Origin of the sequence: Lysinibacillus sp. G01H, from assembly GCF_028872195.1 — a bacterium.
GTDB classification, from domain to species: domain Bacteria; phylum Bacillota; class Bacilli; order Bacillales_A; family Planococcaceae; genus Lysinibacillus; species Lysinibacillus capsici.
In genome coordinates this window covers 788,356-812,570 of record NZ_CP118397.1, presented here as the reverse complement: position 1 = coordinate 812,570, position 24,215 = coordinate 788,356, and the positions used below count along the sequence as shown (strand labels likewise).

General features: G+C 34.7%; 27 protein-coding genes. 4 read left to right on the top strand and 23 right to left on the bottom strand.

What is annotated here, in order from left to right:
- Positions 1 to 138: 138 nt before the first annotated feature.
- A complete protein-coding gene (locus PSR12_RS03920; RefSeq protein ID WP_004224556.1) occupies positions 139 to 294 on the top strand; it encodes a hypothetical protein in 156 nt (51 codons plus the stop codon).
- 46 nt (positions 295 to 340) lie between these two features.
- On the opposite strand, the gene ssuE is transcribed toward PSR12_RS03920, so the two are convergent.
- The 9 genes from ssuE to PSR12_RS03875 form a co-directional block, all read right to left on the bottom strand.
- Positions 341 to 874 (bottom strand): NADPH-dependent FMN reductase, encoded by a 534-nt coding sequence (ssuE, locus tag PSR12_RS03915; protein ID WP_274771723.1) that lies wholly within the window; start codon positions 872 to 874, stop codon positions 341 to 343.
- Between the two features lie 162 nt (positions 875 to 1,036).
- Entirely contained in the window at positions 1,037 to 2,374 is a 1,338-nt protein-coding gene (lpdA, locus tag PSR12_RS03910) for a dihydrolipoyl dehydrogenase (protein ID WP_274771721.1), read from the bottom strand.
- Between the two features lie 157 nt (positions 2,375 to 2,531).
- The gene (locus PSR12_RS03905) at positions 2,532 to 4,613 is read right to left on the bottom strand and encodes a catalase (RefSeq protein WP_051145739.1); all 2,082 of its coding nucleotides are present in this window, start codon (positions 4,611 to 4,613) and stop codon (positions 2,532 to 2,534) included.
- A 124-nt stretch (positions 4,614 to 4,737) separates the two neighbouring features.
- A complete protein-coding gene (locus tag PSR12_RS03900) occupies positions 4,738 to 5,313 on the bottom strand; it encodes an RloB family protein (protein ID WP_016993453.1) in 576 nt (191 codons plus the stop codon).
- Positions 5,310 to 6,587 (bottom strand): AAA family ATPase, encoded by a 1,278-nt coding sequence (locus PSR12_RS03895; protein ID WP_255600426.1) that lies wholly within the window; start codon positions 6,585 to 6,587, stop codon positions 5,310 to 5,312. Before PSR12_RS03895 ends, PSR12_RS03900 begins: the two co-directional genes overlap by 4 nt.
- Positions 6,588 to 6,954: 367 nt before the next feature.
- On the bottom strand, positions 6,955 to 7,365 hold the full coding sequence (locus PSR12_RS03890) for a type II toxin-antitoxin system death-on-curing family toxin (protein ID WP_274771718.1): 411 nt from the start codon (positions 7,363 to 7,365) through the stop codon (positions 6,955 to 6,957).
- Entirely contained in the window at positions 7,362 to 7,601 is a 240-nt protein-coding gene (locus PSR12_RS03885; protein WP_274771717.1) for a hypothetical protein, read from the bottom strand. Before PSR12_RS03885 ends, PSR12_RS03890 begins: the two co-directional genes overlap by 4 nt.
- A gap of 259 nt (positions 7,602 to 7,860) precedes the next feature.
- Entirely contained in the window at positions 7,861 to 8,010 is a 150-nt protein-coding gene (locus PSR12_RS03880) for a hypothetical protein (RefSeq protein ID WP_274771716.1), read from the bottom strand.
- A 284-nt stretch (positions 8,011 to 8,294) separates the two neighbouring features.
- Positions 8,295 to 8,849 (bottom strand): hypothetical protein, encoded by a 555-nt coding sequence (locus PSR12_RS03875; RefSeq protein ID WP_274771714.1) that lies wholly within the window; start codon positions 8,847 to 8,849, stop codon positions 8,295 to 8,297.
- 299 nt (positions 8,850 to 9,148) lie between these two features.
- On the opposite strand from PSR12_RS03875, the gene PSR12_RS03870 reads away from it, so the two are divergent.
- Positions 9,149 to 9,370: a helix-turn-helix domain-containing protein gene (locus PSR12_RS03870; RefSeq protein ID WP_274771713.1), complete on the top strand. Its 222-nt coding sequence runs from the start codon at positions 9,149 to 9,151 to the stop codon at positions 9,368 to 9,370.
- Positions 9,371 to 9,391: 21 nt separating this feature from the next.
- Here PSR12_RS03870 and PSR12_RS23815 read toward each other — a convergent pair whose 3' ends face one another.
- From PSR12_RS23815 to PSR12_RS03800, 14 genes are all read right to left on the bottom strand, one after another.
- Positions 9,392 to 9,664, bottom strand: coding sequence for a helix-turn-helix domain-containing protein (locus PSR12_RS23815; protein ID WP_341275678.1), 273 nt, complete (start codon positions 9,662 to 9,664; stop codon positions 9,392 to 9,394).
- 399 nt (positions 9,665 to 10,063) lie between these two features.
- Entirely contained in the window at positions 10,064 to 10,633 is a 570-nt protein-coding gene (locus PSR12_RS03860; protein WP_274771711.1) for an Ntn hydrolase family protein, read from the bottom strand.
- A 180-nt stretch (positions 10,634 to 10,813) separates the two neighbouring features.
- Positions 10,814 to 11,260, bottom strand: coding sequence for a hypothetical protein (locus PSR12_RS03855; RefSeq protein WP_274771710.1), 447 nt, complete (start codon positions 11,258 to 11,260; stop codon positions 10,814 to 10,816).
- Between the two features lie 314 nt (positions 11,261 to 11,574).
- Complete coding sequence (locus tag PSR12_RS03850; protein ID WP_274771708.1) at positions 11,575 to 12,234, bottom strand: hypothetical protein; 660 nt, start codon at positions 12,232 to 12,234, stop codon at positions 11,575 to 11,577.
- Entirely contained in the window at positions 12,231 to 15,122 is a 2,892-nt protein-coding gene (locus tag PSR12_RS03845; protein WP_274771706.1) for a DUF2207 domain-containing protein, read from the bottom strand. The genes PSR12_RS03850 and PSR12_RS03845 overlap by 4 nt, the downstream gene beginning before the upstream one ends.
- Positions 15,112 to 15,420: a hypothetical protein gene (locus tag PSR12_RS03840; protein WP_274771704.1), complete on the bottom strand. Its 309-nt coding sequence runs from the start codon at positions 15,418 to 15,420 to the stop codon at positions 15,112 to 15,114. Before PSR12_RS03840 ends, PSR12_RS03845 begins: the two co-directional genes overlap by 11 nt.
- Positions 15,421 to 15,539: 119 nt before the next feature.
- Positions 15,540 to 16,010: a hypothetical protein gene (locus PSR12_RS03835; RefSeq protein ID WP_274771703.1), complete on the bottom strand. Its 471-nt coding sequence runs from the start codon at positions 16,008 to 16,010 to the stop codon at positions 15,540 to 15,542.
- The gene (locus PSR12_RS03830; RefSeq protein WP_274771701.1) at positions 16,010 to 16,639 is read right to left on the bottom strand and encodes a hypothetical protein; all 630 of its coding nucleotides are present in this window, start codon (positions 16,637 to 16,639) and stop codon (positions 16,010 to 16,012) included. Before PSR12_RS03830 ends, PSR12_RS03835 begins: the two co-directional genes overlap by 1 nt.
- A gap of 388 nt (positions 16,640 to 17,027) precedes the next feature.
- Complete coding sequence (locus PSR12_RS03825) at positions 17,028 to 17,567, bottom strand: hypothetical protein (RefSeq protein WP_274771699.1); 540 nt, start codon at positions 17,565 to 17,567, stop codon at positions 17,028 to 17,030.
- A 4-nt stretch (positions 17,568 to 17,571) separates the two neighbouring features.
- Positions 17,572 to 18,213: a hypothetical protein gene (locus PSR12_RS03820; RefSeq protein ID WP_274771697.1), complete on the bottom strand. Its 642-nt coding sequence runs from the start codon at positions 18,211 to 18,213 to the stop codon at positions 17,572 to 17,574.
- 20 nt (positions 18,214 to 18,233) lie between these two features.
- Complete coding sequence (locus tag PSR12_RS03815; protein ID WP_274771695.1) at positions 18,234 to 18,584, bottom strand: hypothetical protein; 351 nt, start codon at positions 18,582 to 18,584, stop codon at positions 18,234 to 18,236.
- 18 nt (positions 18,585 to 18,602) lie between these two features.
- Positions 18,603 to 18,842: a hypothetical protein gene (locus PSR12_RS03810; RefSeq protein WP_221682357.1), complete on the bottom strand. Its 240-nt coding sequence runs from the start codon at positions 18,840 to 18,842 to the stop codon at positions 18,603 to 18,605.
- 358 nt (positions 18,843 to 19,200) lie between these two features.
- Entirely contained in the window at positions 19,201 to 21,765 is a 2,565-nt protein-coding gene (locus PSR12_RS03805) for a phage NrS-1 polymerase family protein (RefSeq protein ID WP_274771694.1), read from the bottom strand.
- A gap of 69 nt (positions 21,766 to 21,834) precedes the next feature.
- The gene (locus PSR12_RS03800) at positions 21,835 to 22,104 is read right to left on the bottom strand and encodes a hypothetical protein (protein ID WP_274771692.1); all 270 of its coding nucleotides are present in this window, start codon (positions 22,102 to 22,104) and stop codon (positions 21,835 to 21,837) included.
- Between the two features lie 157 nt (positions 22,105 to 22,261).
- Here PSR12_RS03800 and PSR12_RS03795 point away from each other — a divergent pair, with 157 nt between their 5' ends.
- Positions 22,262 to 22,879, top strand: a complete 618-nt coding sequence (locus PSR12_RS03795) for a helix-turn-helix domain-containing protein (protein WP_274771690.1) — start codon at positions 22,262 to 22,264, stop codon at positions 22,877 to 22,879.
- 66 nt (positions 22,880 to 22,945) lie between these two features.
- Positions 22,946 to 24,133 (top strand): tyrosine-type recombinase/integrase, encoded by a 1,188-nt coding sequence (locus PSR12_RS03790; RefSeq protein ID WP_274771688.1) that lies wholly within the window; start codon positions 22,946 to 22,948, stop codon positions 24,131 to 24,133.
- Positions 24,134 to 24,215 lie beyond the last annotated feature (82 nt).

The window sequence follows — 24,215 nt, the reverse complement described above, 5'->3', positions numbered from 1 at the left end:
GATACAACATCGAGAGGCAAAAATCCTCTTTCTACATCGAGGGGGTGAAATAGCAATATGTGAAAATGAAATGTTTTAGTTTTTTCATCTCGGGAAATATACAACTACATATTAAAACCGAAACGGGGGCGTAGATGAATGACAACAACAACAGGAACATGGTGGGAGTCCATTTTTTCTGGACCATTATCGCATGGAATTTGTGAAGAAAAAATATTGCTATTGCAAGATGAGGCTTTCTTATATCTCTCTACAATACCTGTGGAGAATGAAGAAAATCCAGAAGGAAATTAAAACATAACGCATTATAGGATGCCCCTATAATGCGTTTTTATTTATTTTAATTAACAATGAATACTTGCTGTAACTGATCTAATTGTGCTTCAAGTCTACGGATGGCCTCTTCTTCTATCGCAAAGCCACCCTCTTCCAAACGAATAACTTGTTTATCCACAATGTAAACAGAATTGGTAATGGATGTGGCTCCTAGTACAGCTAACACTGGCTTTAATGCATATTCCAACGCTAACAAATGACTGATCGAACCGCCTACAGCAATGGGGAGTATAGCCTTTTTGAGCAAGGCTTTTTGCGGTAGTAGATCCAAGTAAGTCTTCAAAATACCTGTATAGGATGCTTTATAAATTGGTGTAAGGATGACAATAAAATCTGCTTCCTTAACATGCTCATTTTCAGACTGTATTTCCTTACTAGAAAAATTTGCTGTTAATAAATCTGTAGCTGGGAGCCCATGTATATAATTTGAGTGAACCTCTACTCCCTGTGCAATGAAATGATTCTCCACCTTTTCATGAATGGCGGTAACTCGAGAATTTTTCGAATTACTTCCGTTAATAATGACTGCTTTTGTCATCATGCCCACTCCTTTTATCAATGTTATAAAAAAGGCCCCTATTCTACAAATCGATGAACAATCGTTTTGTAAAATAGAAGCCTCTAGATGTCTAGTTAACTTAAATACCTAGTATTCTTATAAAATTAATTTAACATAAATTTCTAGAATGTCAACAGCTTTTTATTGGTGTATTGCTTTCCCAAACACAGCTTTAGCTACATCTCCAATATGCTCCGATACAGTAGGATGTGGAAAAATCATATGTGCAAGTGATCGAGCTGTACCACCAGCATTTTTTGTTGCTAATAGCGAATTAAGTATTTCTGTTGCGCCATCAGCTACTACACAAGCCCCTAAAATTTGCCCATTATCCTTAGATGAAATTAGCTTCACAAAGCCTTCGGTATTCCCCTCCATTAATGACTTTGGATTTGTTTGTAGAGGCATTTTCGTTACAATGTACGGCGCTTTGACTTGCTCTTCTAGTAAACCAAATGTAGCTATTTCAGGGCTTGTATAAACACAACGTGGAATGCTTGTTTGATCAATTGGTATTGGTTGATTTCCTACAATATAATCCACAACGTAAATACCCTCAGCACTGGCAGAATGTGCAAGTTGATAACCACCCACTAAGTCACCAATCGCATAAATATTCGGCAGGCTTGTTTCAAAATGCTCATTGACAGCGATTAATCGACCATCTAAAGTTAATCCTAATTGCTCAGCAATTTCTATATTGGGACGACGTCCAGTTGCAAATAATAGGTTTTCATATGTATAAGATCCTATAGATGTATGAATGATATTACCTTCAAATTTTTCAAATTGAAAATCTGTCACAAGTTCAATACCAAGTTTCTTCAACTTTTCTCGAATCAGCGGTCTTGCTTCCGCCTCTTCCGTTTGTAAAATATCCTCGCTATGATTAAGCACTGTTACCTTTGTACCGAGGGGTGCTAAACTAAACGCCATTTCAATGGCAATTACGCCCCCGCCAATGATCGTTAGCTGGGCTGGAAGCTTGTCTATATTAAAAAATGTGTCCGTCGTATAGTAGGTAGATGTCTCTAATCCTTCGAATCGTGGAACAAAGGGTTTACTACCTGTCGCTAAAATTATATCGGATGCCATTATCGTCTCATTCCCGATAGTTATCGTTAAGTCCTTTACGACTGAAGCTTCACCACGATATAAAGTTATATGATTGTTGATAATATAATGCTCAATGTTTGTTAGTAGTTCATGAATTATTGTATCTTTCCGTTGCATTAGTCGAGGAAAATTAATTTCCACTTTAGGTACTTCTATTCCCCAGCTATTCCCTCTTTTTATTGCCTGCACAAGTTTACTATGTTCCAATAAAATCTTTGATGGAATGCAGCCAACATTATAGCAGGCTCCTCCCAATTTATCTCGTTCGATTAGTGCTACTTTTTTACCATTCTTGGCCGCATGTATGGCAGCCACATAGCCACCAGGTCCCGCCCCAATAATAGCAATATCAAAATTTTCCATAATTTTCACCTCATGTATCACCATATCATTTGCAAATTTTGAATGCAATGACAGACATAGTAAAAGCCTTTCATTACAATGAAAGGCCTTTGACTTATTTGTTTAGTTTATGAGCATTCGTTTCTCTTTCGTGAGTATTCGACGCTCTTTGAACTATTTAATAAATATTTCGTTGCCAAAATCGTTGCTGGGCAATGGCAGCTACAAATTTTTTCGGAAAATCTTTATTACCTGTAGCTAAAATGATTCCTGGCCCTACATTGGCATTCGACATATTGAAAAAGGTTGTGCCAGTTGCAGCAAATCCTATAGGCTTAAAGTGACGATATGCTTCATTTATATAATTGACGATATAAGTATTGAACTTCGCCTGATTACTTGCCTTTACTCCAACAACATATAACGAGTCAAATAATACAGCATCGGTTGTGATAAATGTGTCAGTAGCCGTTAATTGCACACCATTATTCCCTATTACCACACCTAGTCGATCAGAGATTATGCTATAGCGCACACCTTGTCTTGTTAAATATTTCAATACTTCCCCGACCTCATTTGCATCAAAGCCATCACCAATTAAGACGCCTACTTTCAGCGTATAGGGCAATTTAACGGTATTTGCTTGGCTCAGTGCAGGTGAAGAGGCCGTTACCTTAGACTGCTCGCCATTAGGTCGATTAACACCAACGTTGTCTGCCACTGTGGTAGCCATTACTTTATCCACATGAACAAACATATCCACTACTTGCTGACGAACAGATTTACTTTTCACTTTTCCTACTTCGAAGCTAAAGGCATCAATAATGTGTTGTTTTTCAGGTGGAGACATGCTGTTCCAAAATAGCCTTGCTTGTGAAAAGTGATCGTCAAAGGATTTACTACGCGCTCTCGTGATTCTTCCCTCAACCTTTTCTTCATAATGAACATATCCGCCTTCTCTTGCAGTAGAGGTGGCTGGTGTATTATTTGCTAATGAATTTTTATGATAGCTTACCCTGCCTAAATTAATGGTCTGTCGACTAAAGCCATTACGTTGATTGTTATGCACTGGGCAAATCGGGCGATTAATAGGGATTTCTGCAAAATTTGGTCCACCTAATCGAATCAATTGTGTATCTAAATAGGAAAACAATCGACCTTGTAGCAAAGGATCATTGGTAAAATCTATGCCAGGCACAACATTACCTGGATGAAAGGCTACTTGCTCTGTTTCAGCAAAGACATTATCCACATTGCGATTTAAGGTCATCTTTCCAATTTTCTTCACAGGTACTAGTTCCTCTGGCCAAAGCTTTGTCGCATCTAAAATATCAAAATCAAATTTAAATTCATCCTCAGGTTCTAGTATCTGTATGCCTAACTCAAACTCTGGATAATCTCCAATTTCGATGGCTTCCCATAAATCTCTTCGTTGAAAATCTGGATCCTTCCCTGCAATTATCTGGGCTTCATCCCAAACAAGAGAATGCACTCCTAGCACAGGCTTCCAATGGAATTTCACAAATCTCGATCTTCCCTTGTCATTGACGAAACGGAATGTATGCACACCGAAACCTTCCATCATACGAAAGCTTCGCGGAATGGCACGGTCAGACATTACCCACATTACCATATGTGCAATTTCCTGATTACTGGCTACAAAATCCCAAAAAGTATCGTGTGCGGAGGCTGCTTGTGGCATTTCATTATGAGGCTCAGGCTTTACGGCATGAATTAAATCGGGAAACTTAATGGCATCCTGAATAAAAAAGACAGGGATATTATTACCAACTAAATCATAATTCCCCTCATCCGTATAAAATTTTGTTGCGAACCCACGTACATCACGAGCTGTGTCCATTGAACCTAAACTTCCTACCACTGTCGAAAATCTGACAAACACAGGTGTCTTCTTTTTCGGATCCTGCAAAAAATTTGCCTTCGTATATTCGGACATGGATTCATATAATTCAAACTCGCCATGTGCTGCAAAACCTCTGGCATGTACAACACGCTCTGGAATACGCTCATGATCAAAATGGGTAATTTTTTCTCTAAGATGAAAATCTTCCATAATTGTCGGACCACGAACACCTGCCTTTAACGAATCCTCATCATTGGACACCCTTAGTCCCTGATTCGTTGTCATTTTCGTACCCTCATTCTCGACACGAAACGGCTCTAATTGATGATCCTTTGGATTTCCTTCTACATTTTTGGATTGATTCGACTTTGAGTTATCCACGCAATCCCCTTTCATACATGTACTAATTTCGCTCCATATACACTATATGTTTTAAAAAAAGAAACATGCCTTCATTTCGACAAAGCTTATGTAAAGATAAAAACAGGTTTCTATTTGTTAATAGAAAACCTGCTCAATCTTAAAATATGTATCGTATCATTTCATGTATGTTACAGTATGGGTTGTCACGGCTCTCTGTCTCTCGGAGTGCCATCATATCTGTGCAATTTTTAATGGCTACCTCATGCCGTAATGCAATGGGGGCTATGATGGATTCATCAGCCTTATGCCGGAAATACCGACTGACACCAAGGTGCTGTTCCATTTTGTCATTGAGGACAGCACGAGGGTATTTTTCTGTACTATCAACTTCCTCAAAATGCAAGAGTAACCACAATTCAAATGCTTCATTTGTATAGGCAATATGAATATTTTTTTCCTCACAAAATTGATTTACTTCCTCTAGTTGCTTTTCGGTTAGATCATCCTTATCAAAAACAATCCAAACTTCATCAAAGTATTGGTAGCTGGAATCTCGATAAGCATGTTGGGCAAGCTTGATCGCTGAACGTTTAACGTTTTTTATTTTGACACTAACCATCTTAGAGCGCTTTAAAATACGCATTTGTTCAAAATAGATGCGTTCTGTTTCACCTTCACAATAAATTAAAATAGTTTTACGCAGTGTTCGGCTCCCTTGTTGACGTACTCTCACTGCTCAGATACCTCCGTTTCTTCTAAGTATTGTTCAGATAAATACTCATTAATGACAGGCGTTGCACCGAATTCCCCTTTCATATAGCGTTTCGCATAAGAAAGATCTCCACGTTTCTTTTGTAAATCTGCAAAATCAAATAAGGAGTATAGTTCTGATTCATTTTTAAAGCTTTTATTCACAAACCAAATTTGATCGGAGCGTAGTGGCTGATCAAGTAATTCAATTTCATGACTTGTCACGACAAATTGATTACTGCTATTGCGTTTGCTATTCATAATAGCCATTAAAAACTCACAAATTGATACATGGAAGGCTGTGTCGAATTCGTCAATAAAAATGGTTTTCCCTTTATTATAAGCATCCACCATCACACAGGCTAAATGTAGCATTCGCACTGTGCCCTTAGAATCCATTGTCCAATTAATTGTTTCTGTCCCTATTGGTGCACCTGCTTCATCAAATGATAAATAATGTAGATCAATATCTACTTCTTGAATCACCTCAGGCGAATCAAACTCATAGCCAATTGTATTTTTCTCTCTGCGTTCCACACGTCTAGCCGTGACATCTTGAATGGAGAGGTCTGCAATTTTTAGGAGTTTGATCACTTCCTTTTTAAACGGCTCCTCTTCAAGTTTACGAATAAGAGGATGACTTGATAACCGATTTGCTTCATCTAGGAAAAGAATTTTATGTAAAAACCAATCGAATATCTTTAAAGCATCTAGATCATTAAAAACATGTAATACTGATAGAAAGGCTGTATTATTACGTGTATATTTTGTCAATTCCTGTGAAGCTGTTTGAAATGTCTCATAAGAATATTCTGTACCATCCCATTGTCTGACAAATAGTTCTTCCTTCAGTGACTTGTTCGTTTTCACAAGACGTTCATAGAGAACTTGAGAAGCATTATACTGAATTTCATAATCATATAAAGCTCCGTCCAAAAAAAGCGATATCATAAACTCTGTTGGTTTGTCTTGCTGACTTCCTAACTTAAACGGTTGATAGGGTAGACGTAACTGCTTTACATTATTTAAGTTTTCAAAATTAAAAAGCAAGGAACGTAATACTTTAATAGCCGTAAAAAGATTAGATTTGCCGCTTCCATTTGGACCAAAAATAAATGCGCTTTTTACAAGACGAAGTGTATCCAACTGAATTGTATGGGTATCCTTCCATTTTCGTAGGCGACTTCCAGCTACCATTGAAAACAACGTATCATCTTTATAACTTAAACAATTCTTTACTCTAAAATCTACAAGCATATGTAAGCCTCCGTCCACAACCATTTCTTTAATGAATTATTATACTATAGACATAGAAAAAGACATATTACGCAATGTAATACTAATACAATGCATAATATCACGTTGAAAACTAAAGAATCAGTAATATCAAGGGTTTTCATCTTATATATGTTAAAACAATCATGCAGAATAAAGAATAATGAAGTATGTTTTTGGGGCTAAGTGGGGCTGGATTGGGGCTAATAAAATGCGGCGAGCGTGTGTACAGGAATGTGTGAGTGTGAGTGTGAGTGAGATTGTGGTAATTTACTTCAATGTTTTTTGTTTTTAGCATAATAAAAAAACGTCCCACATTAAATAGTGAGACGAAGAAAAAAAACATTAGCTATTCTATTTCTTTTTTTATTGTTTTTTCAAATAAATATTCAACAAGAGAGCGACTTACCTCGTTACTACCGAATCTATCTTCGGCAATATCAACAATTAAATCTTCGGCTTCTTTTTCAACAAAGTTTAGTTGGTAGCCATTTATTTCTAAAAAAACGTCAAGACAAATTAATGCCGTCCTTTTGTTTGCATTATGAAAGGCATGTGCCTTAGTAATCCCCCAAACTAACGCAGCTGCTTTCTCAATAACTGAAGGATACAATTCAAAATCACCAAAGCCTGCATCCATTTTATTCACAGCAGACTCTAAGGATCCTAAATTTTTTACACCTGTAGTTTCTTTGGGTGCAAATTGGGCTACTATTTCATGTAGACCAATAACTTCTTGCACACTTAATCGATTAATCATCTATGAACTAAATTTTCATATGCTGCTTTCCTATTAAGAATACTCTTAATTGCAGCTGCCTTTACATGATCATCTAAATTTGCATTTAGTGCAACTTCATATGGGGAACGTCTGATACGAGCTCTCGCTTCTGGTGTTGAAGGTCTCATTCTTTTTGTCGAATACTGCTGAATACTACCTGCTATTTTAAAGTATTTTTTCTTCATAACAGTAGCCTCCTCTAATAGTAATGACATACTGTGACCTCCTTTCTAATATAAAAGAAAAGGAGAATATTTGTTACACAAATACCCCTTCTATATAAATTTAACACTTATTAGGGTTTTTGGGTAGTAAAAGTTAATTGAAGTATCTCCATCTTTCAGAAAATAAATACAGAAGATGTATTACACTATATATGAATAAAGAGGCTTATTTAATGCCTGTTTGTTCACAGATATTAAACTAATCCATTTTTTAAAACAAAAACACCTGCCGTAGCAAGTGCTTATTTTATTACTTATCTTTATTTTCATTTTGTTGAGATTCAACTTCTTTACGTCTTTGCTCTTCTTCTAATTGCCTTTTATAGATACGTGGTGCAGATGTTTTCATGAAGAAAGCGTGCATACGTTGTTGAGTTTCAATAGATGGAATAGTTTTCATACATTCCCTCCTTTCTTTATTCATTGTCTCACACCTAAATAACACTAATCAAAGTTGTACAAAGGAATTTCATAGCTCTATTTTGAGCTGTGAGTAACTCGCGGCTGAAAATCCAGCCACCAATTACTTCTGCTCAATTTTGGGGAGACGTCAAATTTCACGTCTCCTCATTTTTGAGGAAGCCTGCCGAAAAATCGGCTACCTTATTAGGTAGTACCTATTTTGGATTGTCCTAAAAATAGGACTGCACAATTTTGTGCAATCCCCATTTATGTGTTAAAATATTAATTAGTTTGAATTTCTTTAGTCGATGTTAGCGCATCGGCTTTTTTATTTTCTTCTTCTTTTTCCACAACCTTTTTTACTGTATCAGCAATATATGTTAATACTTCCTCAAAGCTCTCTGGCTCTCTACCAACTTCATTGATGAATGTTTTTATATTACCTTCCATTGCAAAGGCGTTCCAACCTTCCACACTATTCTTATCCAGTTTATTAGTTTCCTTACCTGACTGTTCAGATTCGCTTTTTAATACAATTTTATTTAATTCATCAGCATGAATATTTAGAGTTTTAATCTCTTCTGACATCTCTTTGAACAACGGATTAAAGCCCATATCAATTAAACGAACAGTATCTTGTATTTCATCAATTGCAAGATAAGCCATCCCTCGATCTTTATTCCAACCATTATGAACGATCTCATCAATTCTATCCATCAATCTTGCAATGGCCCCTTGTAAAACCTCTAATTGAGTCATCTGTGCAGATAAGCTGTAAATATTATTGTTATTTCTTATTAATACTTTTTCTAATGTAAGTTGTGTTTGCTGTTGCATAATTATCAATTCCCTTCTGTGGTTTTTATTTCTTGGCTACTGCATTTAAAACTATTTGTTTATTGTGGTCTGACATAGTACACCATTCCTTAGCTGTAACTCTCACTTCCTCACCCCTTTCTAAATGTCGGCTATTTCTAGTCCATTCACCGACTGACTATTGATGGTCACAAAATAGATTTATACTAACTTCTTTGTACTTTTTACTAACTTCATTGTACATAGTAGTTAATAATTAGTCAATAGTAATTACGAAAAAATACCAACTTCATTGTATAATTAGTTCAGGAGGGATTGTTTTGATAAAAATTACTTTAGATAGAATTATGTTTGAGAAAAAAATTAAAGTACCCCAATTAGTAGAGAAAAGTGGATTAAACAAAAATACATTGTATGCTTTACAAAAGAATGAGGTAACTCGAATTGATTTAAATACTTTAGATGCATTATGTATAGCATTGGATTGTGATATCACTGATTTACTTGAATACTCACCAAATAATAAAGAGGACGCCCAATAATCCAGGTGTCCTTTAGTCATGTCACTCGATATTCATTAGCCATTCTTCAATAGTAGCTCTATGAAACAAAATACGGCCACGCACTTTTTTATGTGGGATTTCATTTCGACGAACCATAGTATAAATCGTTGTGTTGCTTATTTGTAATTCTTCAGCCAATTCATCTACAGACATTGTCATTTTTTTATCAGGATCCACAATAATATTTTTCGCTGCTTGTAATGGCTTTACTAATTCTATTTCTAAATCGTCTGGTATCTCTACTAATAACTCTAATTTTAAATATTGTTTCATGGGCACTCTCCAATTGTTTTCTATTATCATTGCCATTTTATGAGCTGAATAAAAAGAAAAACACTCTCGACTGATCTTGCAGCTGAAAGTGTTTGTATTCCTTTATTTCTTCTTTATACATCTAGTACACCACTTACCTTTTTCGTTCTTATAATCTACAAAATCGTACTGACTAGCAATTTTGTTGACTCTTTCTCTGTCAACATTATATGCCCATGTTGGCTCAAGTAATTCAGACAAACCAACAGGAGCAGGGACTTTCTCTCCACCAATTTCTAGGTGAGTGATTACAATTTTTATACCTAAATCTTTTAGTTATGTGGGTTTATCCATTTGTTTCCCCTTTAGAGTCTATATTTGAAAAAAAGTCACACCTATTAGATGTGACTATAACTTTTGTTAAATTTTGATATATTCATGATATGTTTTAGTATTTACCGTTTTATCAATCATACTTATTTGAGCATCAAATTTTTCCTGAATGATTTTTGCATCTTTAACTTTCAATAAACGGATATTTTGATTCATCAATTTATCAAACATATCATGATAAATAACACCCTCATTAATACCTGTTTCATTACAAGCGAAATAATTTGAACCTATAGGTGGGTTGAATTCGATTAATTCTGTAGAATTTTGGCTAAAGCCTGTGTAATATATTTTATTATTATCGTCTAATCCGCCTATGATAATATGCATTTCTTTATGGACTTTGCCATTACCTATAACACTAAATAATGAATGTGCAAACCTTTTTGCATTAGTAGTATCAAAGTTGTTAATTTCTTCTTCAAGTATTTTTGCTACACCATAATTTCCGCCAACAGCGTAAATAACTTTATTATTTACTTTAAATATTTTTTTAAAGGATTCATCTATTACTTTATCATTTTCGTGATCGTACACTCTTCCATCACTCATAAATGAAATAAATGTATTTGTTGCGATAACACTTAATAAACTCAATCCCTACACCTCCCATCTACCTATATCATAGAATAAATGGAACTCATTGTCATTATAAGAAATATAAAGAAGTAATAGAGCGTTCAATAAAGTCTATTCAAACGGACACATTTTGATTTCCGTTACGGAAAGTAAAGTTAGTATTATTATTTTGTTGTAATTTATTTTTTACATGTGGATTTAGTTAGCGATATTAAGTAGTTCATCTAAATCGCCTTTGACAAGTTCGTATTCTCTTGCGTTAATGTTAACCATACCATCTTTGGAAATTAATATATTAATTGGATTAGTAATATCGTCTTTATTAGTGAAAACTATTTTGTAATAAGAGTTAGAGACATCCATATTTTTGAATAACGTTCGTTTTGCTTCCCAATTATTCAAAATGCTACGTACTTCGTTATATAATTCATCGTCTTTATTTACGATAAATATATTTTTGTTATCTACACCACCGTTCATTTCCCAAACGGAAATGCTATCAACAACTTTTTCAAATTTATCAGGATTTGTAATGAGTTCATTTCCAAAGTTCTTTGTTCCATATTCTGAATAAAATAGAATTCCAGTTATACAAAGGACAAGAACGATTGCTATTATTACTAAATTAATTCGTTTATTTCGCATAATATAGCCCCTCCTAAGTTGTAAAAATATACACCCTCTATTCCATTTTACATATTTTACATATTAAAGCAAAATAAACTTATTTTTATATATCCATCTAAATACTTGGGTAATTCAATATCAGAAGCATTATTGCATATTCATGAAAAAATTAATCCAAGTAATCTAATATTTCCTTGTCGTTACTAAGACGAAGTAATAAGTCTGTATTCTCTACTATTCGTTGCATATGATTTTCTCCAACATATGTAATTTTCATTAAACAAAAAGAGACTACCAATTTAGTAGTCTCAAAAAGTTTAATTTATTTCTTTTTACAATTCTGTCCTCCCTTCAAAATGCATCACTTCTCCATTAACTAAGGCTAACACATGGTAACAATAAGTGTTTGAAACATCATCTGGATAATCTTTCATTAGCTCATATTGCAAGTGCATTGAGTAATTAATAAGATCCTCTATCAATGTGGAAATATCGTTTTTATTTCTAATCGCTCCGTTAACGTCTCCTAATCGTTCATATGCTTTTGAAACATCCTTCGGAGCAATTAAACTGCCTGCTATACCGAATGAAGGCACTATGGACATTTCAACCCCATCATCCACATTGTAAGTGATACTGTACATACTCCCTAATTCAAGATCAAATCCAATAATTTGAACAGTAAAGAATGCTTCTTTGTGGATTTTAAATAATGTCGCAAATTCTTTAGGGATTGTATGAGCAAGACTATTCAAGCGTATAAAAATTTCAGTTGCCTTGTTTGAATTTAAACCTACCAATTCCTCGATCACATATTCATAAACAGCATTTAAGCCACCGCCTGCAGCAATAAAATTATCAGAAATACGATGAATTTTAGTTTCCATATCAGGTAGTTTAATAGTCTTTCCAAATAGCTTAAAAACTTGCTTAGTATCACCACTTATTAAACAGACTGATTGGCCATCTCCAAAAGTAGAAATGAGTGTCATGCTTTCACTCCTATCGGTTCGAATTTAATTTTTGGTAAATTAGGATTCGGAACAAATTTCTTTGCTGCTTGTACAACTTTTTTAGCTTTAAATTCGATAAACACCTTTGCTGGCGAATGAATACCAAGCATTTTCTTCGCTGTATTAACTACGCCATCCACAACACCTGTAATTGCCTCAAGGACATTCGCTGTCATGGCCGAAATACCTTTTATAAGGCCGTTAATTATATCCTTACCGATTGAGATAAATTGGGCTGGTAATGATTTTACCTTTTCTATCATGCCATCTCTTACTTCCGTAATTTTATTAACGACATTCTTCTTCATTGTGGAGACTATATTAACGAAATTAGTAGCCAAATTCTTTACGAAATTGATCACAGATGTAACCATATTCGAAATAGTGCTACTTGCATTTGTCCCTAAATTTTTAAAGAAATTAAGCACTGATGTAGAGAAACTAGAAACTGTGGAAGATACTTTGGACCCCATTGAAGTAAAGAATCCTGCAATGTTATCCCACATGCCTTTTAATAAGCTAACTCCTGTTTTAGCAAGGTTGGTAACGATTGTTTTGATACCACCGAAAAATGATAGTGTCATCCATCCTACAACTAAATCAATGGCACCTTTAAAAATTTGTTTAACACCTTCCCACATCTTGCTGAAGTCACCTGTGAAAAGACCGCTGAATACTTTTATGGCACCCATAATGACATTTAAAGCACCATCTATGACTTGTTTAATGGCATTCCACACAGTTTCGATAACAAATTTAACTGCTGGCATTACAAAGTCAATAACGGCTTTAATGCCATTAAATACGTTCTCTACAGCTTGTAATATTTGAGTACCGTTTTGGTCCCAAAACTGTTTAATCTGCGCTATTTTCTCTCCGATAAAGGAAGCGACTGTCTCAAAGACTGTGACTGCAATATCCTTTATAGCTTGAAAGACCGTATTAACATTCTCTCTAAATGATTCAGAACTTTGATATGCGGCCACTAAAGCTATTCCTATCCCAGCAATGGCGGCGACAACCAAACCTATTGGTGATACGATAGCTCCTACTGCAGCAGCTAAGGCAGGCCATGCGGTGACAAGTCCTCCTATAGCAGGCATTAATGCAGCGAATGCACCTACTAAAACACCTATCACAGTAACAATCGAGGTGATTGCTGCAAATAAAGACGCATTGTTTGTCACCCATTCAGCCATTTTAGCGACTAGATCCGCTATAACTTTAAAAACAGGATCTAAGGCTTTTTTAATACTCCCCATTGCTACTGCTATTTTTTTGGCAGGATCATCATCCATTTTTGCAATATCATCATTAAATACCTTAACCATATCATCAACTGACACAACATGGTCACCCATATTTAGCAATGTATTAGTGATATTTTCTCCATTCTCTTCCCAGAGAGTACCAAAAAATTTCACCCCTAATTCATTTCGTTTTGTAGCATCTTCAACTTTCATCAATTCTTGAGCCATCGCTTGCATGGCTTTTTTACCTTCTTCTCCACCGCCTGCTACTGCTTGCCCCCATGCTTGAACTTGTTTAGCATTCATTGAAGTGCCTTGAAGCATTTCAGCAGTAACTTTATCAACTTCTGCACCGAATTCAGCCATTACGATACGACCTTCTTTTAAACCATCTAAAAGTATGTCGATATTCCAAGTACCAGTATCTACACCTGCGGCCATGATTCCACGAATTTCTTCTGCACTATAGCCTGCACGTATTAATTGGTTTCCGTATTCAGTAATAATATCTAACTGATCTGGAGGAAAACCTGCTTTAAGTAGTGAATTAGTTAATGCTAATGCTTCCTTACCACTGACACCAAGTATTTTAGATAATTCATTTGTTTCTTGAATTAATTCAGTCATATCTATATCACTGTAAGCCATAGCAATCATGCTAGCACCTTTGATAACGGCAGCATTAGTTTCATCTGATGCATCTTTATTTAATGCCCATTGGCGACGCACTGCTTCAAGTGCGGTTTCCTCATCACCAATTACTGCTACTGTTTCCATAACAGATTGACGCACTGCTTGACGACTTTCTTCTGGTACATCAAGGGTTATATCAATTTTAGTGTCTAAGTTTGATACATCTAAAGCTTGTTGTACAACGCCAGCTATACCTCCTCCAGCAGCTAGTCCAGCAACGACACCACTTAATTTGTTACCAAATCCGTTTACTTCGTCCCCTGCTTCATCAGCAGCTTCAGCTATTCTTGATAACTCTAAACTAACGTTTGTTAATCCCCTAGAATCAACTTGACGTAGTGCATTACGCATTTGCTCAATATCTGCACTTGCCCCTAGGGTATTACGGCCCATAATTTGCAAGGCACGGTTTATTTGATCTGCTGAAGCTGTACCATTTCGAATTGCATTGGTTAGTCGGTTACCAAGTGCATCAGAAAATTGGTTTACATCAGTACCTGTTGCTCTAAAAAATGTACCCAATTCTTGTTGACTTCTTGTAAGCCTTTCATGGTCCATCTGAACTGTGCTAAGTTGATTACTATAATTTCTAAATTGGGCTTCTGTTAATGCTAGCTCTCTTTGGAACGCTCTATATTGCTCGGCACCAATATCACCTCTTTGAAACTGTGCATCTACTTGCGATTGAGCAGCTCGTAATGCATTTAACTTTTCTTCAGTATTTTGTACTGTTTGTTGCAAAAGCTCCATCTTTTGTGCAACTAGTTGCGCGTTACCTGGATCCAATTTTAATAATCGTTCAACGTCTTTTAATTCGCTTTGTAAATTACCAGCTTGCTTATTAACATCTTTTAATGCTCCTTCTAAACCGGTTGTATCACCATCGATGGAAATCGTAATCCCTTTAATACGATTATTGGCCATAGAAATCATCTCCTTTCAATTTTTCTTGTATTTCTAAAAAGATGCCTTTTACTGGTATAGTGGTACAACTATCAACCCAATCATTATAATTTGGTAGATTAGGGTTCGCTGTTTTAGCAAAACTCCAAATTATTTGTGAAAGCTTTTCATTATGATATAAATCATTCTTATAATCAGTTGAATAGATTCCGATATTAGTTATTAAATCCCCATGAAAGTTTTTTCTATAAATTCTTTTTGTCATAGGGCTAGCACACATTGGAGTTTCTTTACCATCAATCTCTATTGTGAATCGCATTTTTCAACCTACTTTCTTTAAAAATAGCGCCAATCATTTGACTGACGCATAGTTACTTTTAAAATTGTCATGCAATCTGTATCTTTATCAAAAGAAACCAACATCATAACTATTTTGACCTATTTAACTAACTCATTTCGTAAATCTTTTAAATCAGAGAAGGTTAATTTTTCTTTTTCTTCATACTCTATAAAATCTCCAATTTCTATTGAATACTCATGACCACCAATCATCCAACCTCTTTTCTTAAAATCCTCTGATACTGAAATTTCTAACAAAGATTTATAATGTCTTTTGTTTTCTATTTCGTCTTCATATTCTTTAAAAAAGATTTCAAGCTTTCGTGTGAATGTTGGTGAATTATCTAGTTTTTCTTTAGTTAAAAAACCTTTGATTGCATTAGTCATTTCACTAAAGCTAAATAGTCTTCCTTCCCCACGTTTTTCTCCGTTTTCTACCGTCAATTCTTTCGTAAATTTCATTTTTGCAGCTTCTGAAATTGGACGAATTTTTACTGGATAGTAGCCGATATGTTCGTTTTGTTCTTTGTCCTCAATTAATTTGTGGTATTTTTCAATTAAAGTTGTCATTATTTATCTCCTCCGTAGAATAAATTTTGGCTATTACTAAATTTAAGATTAGATATTTTTCTACGAATATTATTCATTTCGCTTAATACCGTTGAAATGTCCTCTCCTTTCAATTCTTCCTTTGTAACAATAAGATGGTGAGGAATAAAACTATGTTCTTGGAGAACATAACTCGGCATTTTTCTTTCCAAAATTCCATCCCTATATTTAATAATTTGTGGGACAAGTTTACGCATTTCCTCTAATCTTTTTATATTTGAAATTAATGTAATAATTTGGCCCAATCCATCGACTGATTTATGAAGCAGATCATATTGTTCTTTTAGGACCGCATCTACCTCCTCTACTTCAATTTTTAAATTCGACAGGATTTTCTCGCGATGCTCTGTTGGCATCATCGGGAATTGTTCACCGTTTTCTAACAAGAAACGCTGTTCTTCAAGTTCCTTTTCTAGAACCTGTTTCTCTTCGTATGTTTTGGCCTGTTTGATTATTTTTTTTAAAAACATTATTTTTTCATCTGGTGCTAATCCTCGTCTTTTTTCCTCAACATATTCACTAAGTAATTTTTGTGCTTTCATTGATTCCTGTAAAAATTCATTTAAATTAATTGTTTGTGATTTTTTCATTCATTTCTCACCTTTCGTTTTTTATACCCCTCCCCCCTCACGCGCGTAAAAAGGAAAGGAAAATTTGGACAGTACACCCCATCACCGTTGCCCGATTTTCAGGAAAAATTGGACCCTGAAAGGCGGGGGGCTTATATCACTTTTTACATTTCAATCACCCCTTTCAATAAAACAAAAAGCCCACAACTAACACATTGCTGTGTAGTCATGGACTTCTAGAGTCTCTAAGGTTATTTAACTTTGTAATGATTAATAGCCCTGCAGCTTGATCGTGTGCATTGTACTTCTAAGTCACATTGAGAAACACTTGCTTCATATTCTTTGGCAGCTTTAAGTAATAGCTTCCCGCATTTTGTGCATCGTAGTTCTTTCATATTGTTCCCCCTTCCTATCTTCCATTTTTTACTCTTTCTCTTCTAGATTCATTAGCAAATATTTTTCTTGCTAGCTCATGTGGAATTGTTGTAGTGCTTCCACAATGAGAACAACATGTTTCATATTCAGGGTTTATTAACTCCCTTAACTGTTTCAAGTATTTATTGAATTCTTCGGAATTGGCAAAAGGTTTTACAATAGGTTCTTCCGTTGGTTGCTTCATATACTCGGTAAAAGAAGCATGTATTTTAGCTACGTAACTGTAGCTATGAGCTAACACTTGAGCCACTTCTTCCAATGAATAACCTTCAATGTATTTGTAATAAACCAATTTAGTAAAATCATGTTTACTATTTCTCATGTATGATTTTAAATCTTCTAGATCTTTCACTTGATACGACTTCTCTTTTGCAGCAGCTTGCCTCCTCTCTAGACTACTTCCCTCGTCATGCTCGATACTTTCTAAACGCTCAATATAATCCATAATTCTATAAGCGTCTTGTATCATTCTTAGATTGGTACCTGGATTATACAGTCCGAATAATCTTGTCATCCCCTTACCTCCCTTGTGTAAACAAACTACGCATCTTATTTTGACGTCTACTTCTTTTTGCCATATCAGGCTTCAACACAATTTGTCGAGCTGGACCTTCGATAGATTCACTAATCTGTTTTGTTTGTTCCTCTGCTAATTGCTCATCACGCCAATAACGTTCATTAATTAAGGTGATGTTTTTAATAACAGCATTCCTTAAACTCTCATAATCTACCTTTTGAGAATGTTCAAAATAACGTATAAACAGCTCTCTATCTTCCACACTTAATGATTCACATACCTCATTAAAGCGCTTGTATTGAAGCCTAATGCGGTTTAATCGTTTCTTATATGCAGCCTTTTCATCGATAATCATTAAAGCAAGTGTATCTGTCCTACTAGAAAATGGATCATCTTTATCATAAGAAGGAATGCCATAACTAAATTCGTACAGCTGGGCAAAGTGTGCTGCTTGTTTCTTCTCTAAATAGTTTGCTAGCTTGTTCGCATTGGCATCCATCCACAGTGAATACATAGACTTTCTAACTTTATGTTCTAGTTCGGAAATAAAAGTATCTGAATCACTTTCAATCGCATAAGGTGTGTCAGCTGTAATAATGGCCAATTGTTCACCGAATGCTTCTGAAATTGTAGTTTGATTCATGCAGCACACCCTCCTTTCAACTAAACCCAGTAAATACGTTCAGCAGTTTTTTCAATCAACCATTTACGTTTCTTTAACACCTGACTCTTAGACATATACAAACGATCTGCAATGATTAACCAGTCTTCAGAAATACCACTTGGATTCCAGTACCGCATATCAACAATAGTTTTTAAATCTTCGTCGAGTTCACTATAGAGTTGCTCAATTCCATTAATTATTGTTGTATGTCTTTCTATAAAAGCATTTTCAGCAGGATTTTCACCAGATTGCAAAACTTCATATTCACGATGTTTCACGCGCTTATTAATTTCTTCAATGTCTATCCAATAATTTTCTATTACTTCAATTTCATACTTTTCTAATCTCATGAGCTTGTACCTCCACAATTAGTTCAATGGAATGCCGTGTTTTTTGGCCAATCGTAGGTTTTCTTTATTATTCCGATCAATTACCAGCTCATATGTTGTTGGTCTAGGTAAATTAATACAATGAGCAACGACGTTACCTTCTTCTGCAGCATGAATATGTTTATCTTTACAGATTACACACTTCTCGATTACTCCATATATTCCAGTTGGCTTTTGATAAGTTGTTTCTTTTAAAATTACGATATTTGTTTTCACCATTATGTTTGCTCCCTGATTATTTATTTGGACTTCCGCGAGTTATCCTCTTTTTATACTTCCTACTTTCTTAAGTTTCCTCCCTTATTTCCTACCGACAAAAACCTTATGTATCAAGGCTTCAAATGGCATGGTAGGAAAAGTAAGAGAAGTAAGAAGAAAAATAGGTTATAAATAAAAGTTATCATTATATCGAAGCATAATAAGTTAAACGTTATTCTTATGCGATATATATAATTACTTCCTACTTTTCCTACCTTTCCTACCTATACAAACAATCTGTTGATATTACTAGGTTTGAGAAGGTAGGGAAGTTTTGAATATAATTAGATATCTACCTACCTTTTCCTACCTTTTTTAGTTAAGTGTGAATTTCCTCCGAAAAATCAAACCCTAATTCTTCTACAATTTTCTGCTGGATAGGTACACCACTGAAATTTCTACCTTTATGCTTGACTTGTTTATAATCAACTGTTTTTCCTTTGCTAATCTGGGGAACTGTTATTTCCCTACGCAACCATTCACTCCGAATCGTCTTTTCTTCTGATTTTAAAAACTCTTTTAAATATGCAGGCAACAAATGTAATGAATCGTTCTTATATATTGCTTTAATACCACTTCTAGGTTCGAAATAGTTATTAAAAATTGCGCCTCTATCAGAGTCTAAATCGGATAGTATTGCTTCTAAAAGTTGCATAGGTTTATCCACCGCTTTATTTTCAGCATTTAATTCATCAAACAAACGATAAAGCTCCAGTAAATCGATTTCTAAACCAAAAAACTCATTCAATAACCGCCCTGTAAAAACTATTGCAGCGTAATATCTAGCTATTCTCCCTATAACTTCGTTACCCTTTGATTTCTTTTGAAATATTTCGTTATACTCTGCAAAGTTTGGAAGCAAGAAATTTTTCTTTTCTCTCCAATGACTCAAAAACTCTAACCCAATCGAACCATAATATTTATCTATCGCATTGTATAAATCAGTGAAAAACTGATAATTTTCTCCCTGAAATGGTAATCCTGTAATAGGTAAAATCCTTGCTGCCACACCACCAGCACGTTCAGCGTATGCATTAAGTGAGTCTTCGCCAGTAGATAAAAGTAGATTTCCCCATGTATATTCACGTTGGGAACCACTCACAGAACCACGCCCTCTGGATCTACCTCCTGAGAAGGCATAAACAAAACTTTGTAACTGTTTTTCATCTGCTTTTCTTGTATCGTCTAAAATAATTGGAAAGCTATTCAAAAACGCGGCTTTTCTCTCTGCTGCAACTTTTGTCAAAGACCACTCTGAAACTAAATGTTCTGACCCCCATACACTTGCGCAAGCCCTTAATACGGTTGTCTTCCCCTGAGAAGTTACCCCTGATAAATCAACAATGAATGGTTTCATTTTTAAATCTTGAAGTAAGACAGATGTGAATGATGCCAATATCATTAACAAGGCTTTAGGGTGCTTTTTAATAGGTTTAAATACGTTTTCTAGCCATTCTTCACTTGTTCCTGACGTTTGGAATGCATCAAGTATTTGTCTTTCACCAATATCAGGTGGTAGGATTTTTACGCCATCACCTTCTAACGGATGTACAAAAGTGTCTTTGATATGACCTAACCTTTCGACTAAATATTCATGGTCCAAATTATTTACCATGCATAATCTATCAAAATATGTGATAAGATTCTTTGCATTGTTATCAGTTACTGCTAGTGATTTATACGAAAGTTTTAGTAGTTCTTTTTTTATTGCAAGATCCCCAGCTGGTAAAACCTCTTTATAAACTTTGCCCTTATCTGACCAAGCTAGCTCATAATACAACTGTGGATGCTCCACATTCATAAATGAGCGTGTAATTATTGGTGTTTGACGGCATATTAATACTTCTTGCTCTTCAATTTCACCGTTACGATTTTTCTTTTCGACGATATTATACAAACAGCCATTTTTAGAAATGTAACCTTTTGGAAAAACAAACGAATTATTTTCATTAAGAATGGTTTGAAAGTTATCTTCTTTTGGCTCCGGATTAAATGTTTTTGTACAATCTGCTATCGCTTTTTGTAATGTCTCATCCCCATATGTAGAGGAATTCTGTTCCCTATCCCATTTGTCACGCATTAAAGATGAACGACGGAAAATACTATCCATCATTGCGTAATCACAATTCGTCCAGAAGGCTAAATCGTTTGTAAAAGCCATATCTGCTTCAGAGTGCGAATTGTAGAATTGCTCCCATCCACCATCCATAAAAAATTGAAAACGGCCCCCGACTTTACTTTTTAAAGCAATGTTTATAAGCTCATCCTCGGTGAAACTCGTACCACAATTTATATTCATTTTATTTCGACTGTCTGTTACTTTCGGTTTATACAGATATTTATTGTGGAGATAATTAATCTTGTTAAACTCATCTTCCTCCACACGGGTGTATCTCCCGATTTGATTACCAGTCATACAAAAAAATCGACCACTATCGTACATTTCAATGTTTCCACGTCTACGAGCACCTTCTGGCAATTCTCCTTTTGCAATAATGTGGATACCATTACCACTAACAGAAACTTCACTATAACTGCACATCATATCGATGAATTCTGAAACAATGTTATTGTCATGATCGTCATTGTGAAATCTTTCAATATCTTCTTTCACACCATCAATATCAATTCCGAAATAAGGTGATTTGAAGAAAAAACCTAATCCATCTAAATTGAATTTTTCAATAGCCTCTATTGCTGTTTCGAAATCTGACCAAGTATTTTCATCGTTACTCTTTGCTGGTGAGCCATCATAAGCACTCACTGGAATTTTCGTCATTTTATTTTCACGTGGTTGCAGCTTAAAGCAACACCATTGCTTAAGTTCTTTTAATTCTTCAGGTATTTTTTCTTCAGTCATTATTATTTTTTCTTTTATTGCCACTTTCTCACCACCTTGTTGTTACGACATTTGTTGTTTATTCCTGTACACACGCTCGCCAAAGCATTTCCTTTACCATTCACTTGTAATTGTTTTCATAACATCTAATGCCTCTTTAGCAGGCCACCATCTTTTTCTGTTCTTTCGTCTTTCAATAACACGCATACGTGGATCAGAGAAAATTTCGTCTTCCAAGAAACGCTTGCTCATATTTGTTAGTACCGCTATTCTATCCACATCAACAAACCAAAGTTCTGATTGAATGTTTCCTACTATTGTTTTTTCTAATTGTTCTTGAATAAATTGGTTATCAATTTTAAATTCAACTTTTGCTGGTATCATATATAACTCTCCTTCCACCACCATTTATTGCAACAGCAATATTTTATTAAAACGAATATATCACACTAGCAATAATTTGCAAAGTATTTTTTATTTGAAATTGCAATAGTTTGCAATTATTATAAGAGTACATGCTTAAATAAAGGAGTGCATTAAATTGAATCAATCAAAACCAACTGCTGGGGAGTTAATAAAGAAAGCGCGTAAATTAAATGGATTAACAATTACAAAACTGGCTGAATTAACAGAAGTCTCCCAGCCTTACCTTTCTCAAATCGAAAATGACAAAAGAAAACCTTCTTATGAAATAATAAGAAAGATCATTCCCATATTAAATATAGACTTCCATTTATTAGCTTGGGCATCTGAACTTTATTCAGATCGTGAATATCATGAATACTTAGAACAAAAGGATTTTTTTGAATCCATGACCCCTGAAGAGGAAAAGAAGTATTTTGATGAACAAAGTAAAGAAGCATCGTACTATCAAAAATTAATGGTTTTCCAAAAAAGAAAATATGTTCAAATTGAAGACTTTCTGAAAAATAACAAAGAAGGAATTTATATCAATGGACATAAATTAACGGATAATGAAATTAAAATGTTAATTCATTTATTTGAAGGAAAAGAAAAAAATTATCCATCTGATGGTGAAATAAAGAAAGAATTTGATGAATTAAGAGAGGAACGAATCAAAAATAAAGAAAAGATAAAAAATGGAGAAGAATTACTTATTTTAAATGTGGACGATTATTTTGATTACGATTTAGATTAAATTTATTTCAAACAATCACACATTCCTGTATGCACGCTCGCCAAAGCACAGAAAGGAATGGTGTGAGTGAAATTATACAAATCATCAAAAGAACCTGAAATATATCACTATTTCAATTCTAATAAAGAAAAACTATGGATGTACCGTCATAAGTATTATGATGCTGCTAATAAACGGAGAGAAAAGAAAAAAAGTGGCTTTAAAACAGAAAAAGCAGCATTGAAAGCCCTTCTGGAGGTGAAGGCTGCAACGCTGCGCGGTGAAACAAAACATATAGAAAATGATAACCTAACTGTTGGACAATGGCTAGATATATGGTATGAAACGAACCATAAAAAATGGAAGGTTAATACTCGTCTTCAAAGAGAAGCTGCCATTCGCCTCCATCTAACACCTATTTTAGGCCATTATAAACTCCAAAAGCTCGATAAAGTAACTTATGAACGTGAATTTATTAATAAACTCTATGGACAGTTTAACCAAAGCTCCATTCGATTGTGGCATACAATTTTCAAAATAGCTATGAATGCAGCTGTAGAGAATGAATTAATTTCACGTAATCGCATTACAAAAGTACCTTTTTCTAACGTAGAAGAAGAGAAAAAGGAATTGAATTATCTTACTCCTGATCAACTAGTTACATTCCTAGATGACGCAAAACAAAATGAAAGCATCACTAGTTACAGTTTTTTGTTGACTATCGCCTATACTGGTATTCGTAAAGGTGAAGCTATGGGTTTGCAATGGAGAAATATCGACTTTGTTAATAATACAATTAAAATTGAACGTACCCGTGATGATCGCGGTGCTCGCTCTCCTAAAACAAAAAATAGTTATAGAACAATTTTGGTTGATGCTTTAGTTATGAAACAATTAAAGACATATCAAAATTGGTGTAAACAAAAATTGTTATCGTATGGAAAAAAGCTAAATGAAAATGACAATACGTATGTATTTATTTCTGAATATACAGCTGAACCTGTTCTAGCTGGACAATCAAAAAGAATTGTCGACAGAATTACTAAAAGAACATCGCTCCCTAAAATAACTGTACATGGTTTACGTCATACACATTGTACCATTTTGTTGAATCGCGGAGTAAATGTGAAAGTAATTGCTGAAAGATTGGGTAACACACCTGATATGGTTTATAAAGTATATGGACATGTTTTGAAAGAAATGGAGACTGAATCTGTATCTTTGTTTAGTCAAAGTTTACAAACAAGTGGGGCTAAAAGTGGGGCTAATCACTAGAAAAACAGGCTAGAAATATTGATACAACAAGGTTTCTAGCCCGCATAACATATTACGCAATGTAATATGTCTTTTTTACTTT

Coding starts and splice junctions, on each gene's coding strand:
- PSR12_RS23815 (WP_341275678.1), bottom strand. CDS start 9,664: ATGAAACAATATTTAAAATTAGAGTTATTAGTAGAGATACCAGACGAT.
- PSR12_RS03825 (WP_274771699.1), bottom strand. CDS start 17,567: ATGACAAGATTATTCGGACTGTATAATCCAGGTACCAATCTAAGAATG.
- PSR12_RS03830 (WP_274771701.1), bottom strand. CDS start 16,639: ATGAAAAAATCACAAACAATTAATTTAAATGAATTTTTACAGGAATCA.
- PSR12_RS03835 (WP_274771703.1), bottom strand. CDS start 16,010: ATGACAACTTTAATTGAAAAATACCACAAATTAATTGAGGACAAAGAA.
- PSR12_RS03815 (WP_274771695.1), bottom strand. CDS start 18,584: ATGAGATTAGAAAAGTATGAAATTGAAGTAATAGAAAATTATTGGATA.
- PSR12_RS03885 (WP_274771717.1), bottom strand. CDS start 7,601: ATGTCATTACTATTAGAGGAGGCTACTGTTATGAAGAAAAAATACTTT.
- PSR12_RS03840 (WP_274771704.1), bottom strand. CDS start 15,420: ATGCGATTCACAATAGAGATTGATGGTAAAGAAACTCCAATGTGTGCT.
- PSR12_RS03810 (WP_221682357.1), bottom strand. CDS start 18,842: ATGGTGAAAACAAATATCGTAATTTTAAAAGAAACAACTTATCAAAAG.
- ssuE (WP_274771723.1), bottom strand. CDS start 874: ATGACAAAAGCAGTCATTATTAACGGAAGTAATTCGAAAAATTCTCGA.
- PSR12_RS03920 (WP_004224556.1), top strand. CDS start 139: ATGACAACAACAACAGGAACATGGTGGGAGTCCATTTTTTCTGGACCA.
- PSR12_RS03850 (WP_274771708.1), bottom strand. CDS start 12,234: ATGACACTCATTTCTACTTTTGGAGATGGCCAATCAGTCTGTTTAATA.
- PSR12_RS03880 (WP_274771716.1), bottom strand. CDS start 8,010: ATGAAAACTATTCCATCTATTGAAACTCAACAACGTATGCACGCTTTC.
- PSR12_RS03855 (WP_274771710.1), bottom strand. CDS start 11,260: ATGCGAAATAAACGAATTAATTTAGTAATAATAGCAATCGTTCTTGTC.
- PSR12_RS03845 (WP_274771706.1), bottom strand. CDS start 15,122: ATGGCCAATAATCGTATTAAAGGGATTACGATTTCCATCGATGGTGAT.
- PSR12_RS03890 (WP_274771718.1), bottom strand. CDS start 7,365: ATGATTAATCGATTAAGTGTGCAAGAAGTTATTGGTCTACATGAAATA.
- PSR12_RS03800 (WP_274771692.1), bottom strand. CDS start 22,104: ATGATACCAGCAAAAGTTGAATTTAAAATTGATAACCAATTTATTCAA.
- lpdA (WP_274771721.1), bottom strand. CDS start 2,374: ATGGAAAATTTTGATATTGCTATTATTGGGGCGGGACCTGGTGGCTAT.
- PSR12_RS03875 (WP_274771714.1), bottom strand. CDS start 8,849: ATGCAACAGCAAACACAACTTACATTAGAAAAAGTATTAATAAGAAAT.
- PSR12_RS03820 (WP_274771697.1), bottom strand. CDS start 18,213: ATGAATCAAACTACAATTTCAGAAGCATTCGGTGAACAATTGGCCATT.
- PSR12_RS03905 (WP_051145739.1), bottom strand. CDS start 4,613: ATGAAAGGGGATTGCGTGGATAACTCAAAGTCGAATCAATCCAAAAAT.
- PSR12_RS03895 (WP_255600426.1), bottom strand. CDS start 6,587: ATGCTTGTAGATTTTAGAGTAAAGAATTGTTTAAGTTATAAAGATGAT.